Genomic DNA, 7,217 nt, shown 5'->3' with positions numbered 1-7,217 from the left:
TTATATCTAATGTAGGGTTACTGTTTGTGTGATTTCAAAGTAATACAAAAGTATAACAAAAGCATTATCGTATAAATCGGAAACCAAATATAGATTTCAATTAAAATATTTTATTTGTTACTATTCATAAGCGTCTATAGTCTTGCAGAATTTTGAAGAAACTATGCAGAGTTTTTAAGGAAATCATAAACACATTCTTTTAAAATAATAAGTATGGAGTAAACTTATTCTAAGGTATTACTTATTTTGTTGAAGATGGAGGTTTTTCATGAAAAGCACACAAAATATAACTTCTGAGAGCTTAAAAGCATATTCAAATTCAATTGGAGTAGATAAAATTGGTTGGTTTGACTCTTCAAATTTTCCTAAATACTTGAAGGCTATTGATGAACGAAGGGAATTATATAATTTTCAATATAAGTCTTTTGAGCAGTTCCTTTCTGCAGGATATTCTGGTAGTCAGTATAATACAATAATTGTATTAGTAGTAGATTATTTTTTTGATAATAACTATACGAAAGATGACTTTAAAATATCTAATTACACGCGGTTTTGTTGGCAAACCATTGAACCCAAAGCTGATTTAATTATTAACTATCTTGAAGATAGAGGATATAGATCTGAAAGAGCTAATACTCCAGACAGAGCTGCAGCATGCAAGGCTGGACTTGGTTTTATAGGTAAAAACTGCATGTTTTATGCTTATGATATTGGATCTTATGTTGGTATACGTACAATTGGAACAGATTTTAAATTTAATGAAAATAATGAGCATGATGAACAAACCGTAAATGCCTTCTGTGCTAAATGTAACAAGTGTGTTAATGTCTGTCCAACGCAATGTATAAATAATGAAGGTTATAAAATAAACCCTACAAAGTGTATTTCTTTTATCAATAGGCATGCAGAGGAACCTAGTAAAATTTATCCGGATGATATAAATCAATTAGGTGGCTGGCTTCAAGGGTGTGAAATATGTCAAGATATATGTCCTTTGAACGCTAACATAAAGCATAAAAAACAAGTTACTTTTTCAAAAGGTATAGATTTATATGGTATGAAGTTAAAAAATAGAAATAGTATATCAAAAAATGAGTTAATTGAAAAAATGAAAGAAGTTAATTCCGTAGAGTATAAACGATATATAGGTGAATATTTACTTGAGTTAAAAGAACAAAAATAAAGCATTGTAACTCTGCAGATTTTTACAGGTAATCAGCAGTTTTTTCAAGGTAATCCTTCTAATATCCTATATAATTATAGATATAGACTTTAATAGATTATAAAGTTTTGGAGAACAATAGCAGATATTTTCTAAAATAATAATGTGAGGCGTGTTAATATGAAAAATTTAAATCATAAAGTTGACTTATGTATAGTGGGTGGTGGAATGGCTGGAATCTGTGCTGCAATAGCAGCTGCAAGACATGGTACTAAGGTAGCATTAATGCAGGACAGACCTGTACTTGGAGGCAATGCATCCTCGGAAATAAGAATGTGGATTTGTGGGGCTCAAGGTCCGAATAACAGAGAAACAGGGATACTAGAAGAAATACAAATGGAGAACTTATATCGTAACCCTACTCCAAACTATTCACTTTGGGATAGCATACTATATGAAAAAGTAAGATTTGAGAAAAATATAGAACTTTTATTAAATTGTAGCTGTACTGATGCTAAGATGAATGGAAATAAAATTGAGTCCATAAAAGGTTGGCAATTAACCACAGAAACCTGGCATACCGTTGAGGCAAAATACTTTGCAGATTGCTCAGGAGATAGCATTTTATCACCACTTTCAGGAGCGGAATTCCGTCAAGGTAGAGAAGATTCTAATGAATTTAATGAATCCATTGAACCAGCAAAGTCAGATAAGAAAACAATGGGCATGAGCTGTCTATTTCAAATAAGGGAAACAAACAAACCTCAAACATTTATTCCTCCAGCTTGGGCACATAAATATACAACGGATGAAGATTTTCCAGCTCGCGACCATGACACAAAAACTAATTATTGGTGGATTGAGCTCGGTGGTGAAAATGACACTATCCATGATGCAGAGGAACTGCGGGATGAACTTTTAAAAATAGTTTTTGGTGTGTGGGATCATATGAAAAATTATGGGGATCATGGAGTTGATAACTGGGAAATAGATTGGATAGGCTTTCTTCCAGGCAAAAGAGAAAGTCGTCGAAATGTGGGAGACTATATTTTAAACCAAAACGATATAGCTAGTGAGGGTAAGTTTGAGGATTTAGTTGCCTATGGTGGTTGGAGTATGGATGACCATCATCCAGCAGGGTTTAAATATACCGGTGGGTATCCAACTATATTTCATGCGTCACCATCACCTTTTGGTATTCCATATAGATGTCTTTACTCAGTTAATATAGAAAACTTATTCTTTGCAGGTAGAAATATAAGTGGTACCCATGCTGCTATGAGTGCTACAAGGGTTATGGCTACCTGTTCAATAATTGGTCATGCAGTAGGAACAGCTGCAGCTATAGCTGTTAATAAAGACTTAACTCCAAGAGAAGTATACGAAAAGGAAATACAAAATCTTCAACAAATGCTAATGGAGGATGATTGCTATTTACCATGGCAAAACAGAGAGATATCAAAACTAACAAGTAAGGTACTGATAACTGATAATGCTTATAACACTGAAGTCTTAAGAAACGGATCGGACAGACCTATCGGTATTGAAGATAATGGCTGGACAGGAAACTTAGGAGATTTTGTGGAGTATAGCTTTGAAAATGCAGAGCAAATAAGTGAATTGAGATTTGTTTTCGATAGCAATTTAAATCGTGCAATTCATAACATGCCCTGCAATTATCCACTAGAACAAAATGATTTTCATGTACCTGAAAGCATGGTAAAAGAATTTAAAATCGAAGCTTTGGACGAATTAGGGAATTGGGTACTTGTAGCAGAAGTTAAAAATAACTATCAAAGATTGGTTAAGCTACAGGTTGATGTAAAAACAAAGTCTATTAGATTCATCCCTGTAAGTACCTGGGGTTCAGAGAAGGCTCATGTTTTCTCATTAGATTTAAGTTAATATATATAGTGTAAAAATAGTTTATCATTATAATAGGGAGACAGGGTTAACTGCTCCCTATTTTTCCTGGTAATATAAAATTCATTCCCAAATTTATGCCAATCCATTGATTGTTAAAGATAAATGTATAGGATTCTTTAAAAGATGTGCTTATTTTCAGGACTTTAATGCAGAGTTAATTTATAATTGAATTATAAACTAACAGGTATTAATACCACTTAATGGAGGCTTTATTATGGCAAACCTAAATCATGAAGCTTTGGAAGAATACTTAGAATATCTTCAGAAACATTTTGAGATTAGTATATGTATAAACGACTTTGTAGGCTTTATACCTCTAGACAAAGAACTCGATTTAGTTATTCAGTCCTTTATGGCTCACACTAATTCCTTTTGCATGTATGTTAAATCTGATAAAAATCTCATGCAGAAATGTTTGAATATGAAAAAGAAAATATTCAATAGATGTTTGAGAGAAAGTGGACGGTTTTATGGTGTTTGCCATGCAGGAGCAGGTGAATTTATTTATCCGATAACGTACAATAATCAACTGCTAGGAATTATAAATATTGGAATGTATGATAGCCTATCTTCTGAGAACACTCAGATAATTAATAGGATGTGCGAAGGATCAGAATTGGATGGAGAAAAAGCACTTGAATTATTCAAGTGCAGCATGAAAGGTAATCTTGATGCTGATAGAGAAAAAGAAATGCACAGTAACTTTAATTTCCTCTGTTGTTACCTAGGAAATTGTTTTGGTAAATTATCAGTAGATTATCATGCAATAAAATATTTGAAAAGGAAACATAATTCAAGTGAAGACTTCATTTTGTCACATTGCATACAGTATATAAGAAGTAATTATGCAAATTACATTGATGTAGCTACATTACAGGCTCAATGTCACTGTAGTGAATCAGCTATCAATCATATGTTCAAGAGGAGAACCGGTAAAGGGGTAAAAGGTTACGTCAATGATATTAGAATAAATGAATCAAAAAAACTTTTAACAGAATCCAATGAAAGTATTTCTACTATAGGCTCAAAGGTTGGCTTCCTTGATCCTGATTATTTTTCAAGGGTTTTTTCTAAAAGTACAGGTATAGCTCCAAAGCTATATCGTGAAAGGTTTAGTAAACCATAAAGAAGAATTATTAAAATTACCTATTTCTGTTGTGTCGAACTTGTAAAATATTGCGGTGCGGCAAGAAGTCGCTAATTGGTAGTGTTTCTAAAAAAAATGCGTTAGTTACTAAGCGTATCCCCACTCGAAACTGCACTCCGAGTAATTGGTTTGTGGGTTGCATGAGAGTTAAGTACCTAAGGTCATTGCTTTACGTAGAAGCAAGACTTGGTTAGGGGAAAAATGGAAAGTATAAACTAAAGTTGAACCTTTGTAATCTTCGTAAATTACGATAAGCGTACTATGGAGTAACAAGCTTAATATGGATAGGAAAGATTGTATCGCAATCCAATCGTGCAGTAACCCACATATCCATCGGAGTATAGAAGGATGCTTCCCCATTTGAATCTACTAATAGTGGAACTTGATAAGCCCTTTGTGTTCCTCGATAGAGGTAGGGTAATCGAAAGAAAGCTACAATACCAGAGGGTAAGGGAGTGTACTAAGCCAACATTAAAGTTTTTATGGATGAATATAAAGTGGCATCATGAATTTAATAATGATAGAAAACAGTTAATATCCGAATTATTGCAATGTGGATTAAGATATAAAAGATTTAAAAATGCAAATGGTGCTATCAATTTTTGCTATAATACATACAAAATAAAAGGAGTCAGAATGTGAGAAAACTTTTTACAGTCTTATATTCTGAATTTAGAGGAGGTGAACATATGTATAAAAATGTAAAGGTAATACTCATTGGTGGAAGTCCGATGAGTGGGAAGACAACATTAGCTACTAAAATAGCTTCAAAGTATTTTTATAATTGTATTTCTACAGATGATATTGGACAAGTAATTCAAACAGTAATTGATGTTGATCCAATGAAAGGACATGATTATCGTGAATATTATATTAGGAAATCTATTGATGGACTTATTAAGGATATAACAGTTTATCATGAGAGAATATGGCCTTCAATAAAACGTTTAATTGATATACATAGTACTTGGTCTAATCCAATTATTATCGAGGGATGGGCATTATACCCCCGGTTAGTGAAAGAGTTAGGTGATAAAAATATAAAGAAAATATGGCTAGTTTGTGATGATAAAGTTCTAGAAAAAAGGTTAATTGAAGCTAAAGAATTTTATATAGGAGCGACAGATAAAGATTTGATGATTCTGAATTACTTGAAGCGAAGTATATGGCATAATCACAAGATTTTTAAAGAGATTAAAGAATTTAACGAAGACCACATAAGAATATCTGTAGATTTAACGGAAGAAGAATTATTTAAGAGAGCTATAGAGGTGTTAGAAAGATAAAATTGGCACTGCATTAACTAGCAATACAATCAAGGTAGAAAAAAGTCAAAAATTGATAGGAGGAAAAAACTATGGCTATAAGAGAGATATTACTATTAGGGAATGAAAATTTGTATGAGGTATGTAGAGATGTTTCAAAGAATGAATTTGACAAAACAAAACAAATAGTTGAAGATTTACATGATACACTGATAAATTTTAAAGAAAAATATTGTTTTGGAAGAGCAATAGCAGCACCACAGATAAATGAGTTGTGCAGAATAATTTATATTAAATCTGATAATACTTCTATTGCATTTATAAATCCTAGACTTGAATTTATAAATGATAAAAAATTTGAAATGTGGGACGATTGTATGAGTTATCCTGGATTAGAAGTAAAATTATATAGATATAAAACTTGTAAAGTTTATTACAAAGATTTGAATTGGATTGATTGTAGTATAGAATTTACGGGAGATTTAGCGGAGTTAATACAGCATGAATATGATCACCTAGATGGTGTACTAGCTGTACAGAGAGCAATTGATAATAAATCATTTAGAATAAATAAGAATAAGTCAGGTTGTTTTTAGTTCCCATTAAGGTATAGCTCCAATATTACATTTTCAGGATGATGACTTTATGGAGGTAGTTATGAATAATAATAATTTAGAAAATGATTTTTGGCGTGAAAATGTGGTTTCATGTGCTCTAGCTTATGCTAATCATATATGGAAGCCGACTATTAAAAACCTCTTTCATGGGTATGATACTGATGGAATTTTAATTAATACGCCAGATTCTAATTATATAAGTGCTAAATATAATTGTGGATGGTGGATAATAGAGCAATTTAATAAAGGGATACCGTATAATTGGGGCGGTTGTACTACTACAATTGAAGAGTTTGATACTAGAATTACAGAAGGGAAGTTTGCAGGTAATGTACCAGACTCTAGAGATAATGGTGCTAGTAAGTATTGTGTTGGTGTTGATTGTTCTGGTCTTGTTACAATTTGCTGGAGTTTAACAAAAAGAGTATCTACTCGGTCTGTAACTAATATTGCGTCACCTTTAGATTCAACTGATTTACTTCTACCTGGTGATGTTATACTTTTATCTGGAAGTCATGTTATGATATTTATAAATTTTTTAGATAATGAAAAAACATGTGCAAAAATTGTAGATTCGAGTAGAAGTACTGGAAGAGTTCTTTTACGAATAGAAAATTTATCAGATTTGATAAAAAGAGGGTATAGAGGGTATCGAAAAAATATTGGATAGTGATGGAAAAAATATCGTAATCCTTCATCTAAATTAAGACACAATATTCATTTTTCACGACATTTGTGTTTTCCCATCCCTAATATATAAAATAGTTTTTATCTTCTATATAACAAATCATATTTTATTTTCTTATATATAATTCATGGTAAAAATAGTATAATCAAGTAAAATTATAAGGGAGAAAACTAAAATGGTAGAGCAAAAAAAAGAAGATTGTTCGGGTAACGTAGAATGTGAACAGATATATAAAGAGAAAGATTACAAACTAATTTTAAGAAAAGAAACTCAACATTTTATAATTTATTACACTGAAATAGATAAGACATGTATAGATAAAGTTTCCAATGTTCTCGAAAATAATTACAATAGAATTACAATTATTTTTAATGAACAACTTAAAGAGAAATTGACTATTGAGATTCATTCA

At 31.6% G+C, this 7,217-nt stretch carries 7 protein-coding genes and 1 pseudogene; all 8 read left to right on the top strand.

From position 1 onward, the window contains the following. Positions 1-268: 268 nt before the first annotated feature. Positions 269-1,183: an epoxyqueuosine reductase gene (locus VIM70_RS01685; protein WP_331943496.1), complete on the top strand. Its 915-nt coding sequence runs from the start codon at positions 269-271 to the stop codon at positions 1,181-1,183. Positions 1,184-1,342: 159 nt separating this feature from the next. Further along, complete coding sequence (locus tag VIM70_RS01680; RefSeq protein ID WP_331943494.1) at positions 1,343-3,067, top strand: FAD-dependent oxidoreductase; 1,725 nt, start codon at positions 1,343-1,345, stop codon at positions 3,065-3,067. Between the two features lie 235 nt (positions 3,068-3,302). Beyond that, a complete protein-coding gene (locus VIM70_RS01675) occupies positions 3,303-4,214 on the top strand; it encodes a helix-turn-helix domain-containing protein (RefSeq protein ID WP_331943492.1) in 912 nt (303 codons plus the stop codon). 369 nt (positions 4,215-4,583) lie between these two features. Continuing rightward, positions 4,584-4,877 carry a hypothetical protein gene (locus VIM70_RS01670; protein ID WP_331943490.1) on the top strand — a complete coding sequence of 98 codons (294 nt, stop codon included), beginning with the start codon at positions 4,584-4,586 and terminating at the stop codon, positions 4,875-4,877. Between the two features lie 47 nt (positions 4,878-4,924). Beyond that, on the top strand, positions 4,925-5,521 hold the full coding sequence (locus VIM70_RS01665; protein WP_331943488.1) for a hypothetical protein: 597 nt from the start codon (positions 4,925-4,927) through the stop codon (positions 5,519-5,521). 71 nt (positions 5,522-5,592) lie between these two features. Continuing rightward, a complete protein-coding gene (locus VIM70_RS01660) occupies positions 5,593-6,096 on the top strand; it encodes a peptide deformylase (protein ID WP_331943486.1) in 504 nt (167 codons plus the stop codon). A 61-nt stretch (positions 6,097-6,157) separates the two neighbouring features. Then, complete coding sequence (locus VIM70_RS01655; protein ID WP_331943483.1) at positions 6,158-6,787, top strand: hypothetical protein; 630 nt, start codon at positions 6,158-6,160, stop codon at positions 6,785-6,787. 193 nt (positions 6,788-6,980) lie between these two features. Beyond that, a pseudogene (locus VIM70_RS01650) lies at positions 6,981-7,217 on the top strand (hypothetical protein); the annotation flags it as partial.

It is taken from the genome of Clostridium sp., assembly GCF_036569345.1.
Lineage (GTDB): Bacteria > Bacillota > Clostridia > Clostridiales > Clostridiaceae > Clostridium_AD.
Note: the sequence above shows the minus strand (reverse complement) of the source record. Positions and strands in the feature narration are given on the sequence as shown.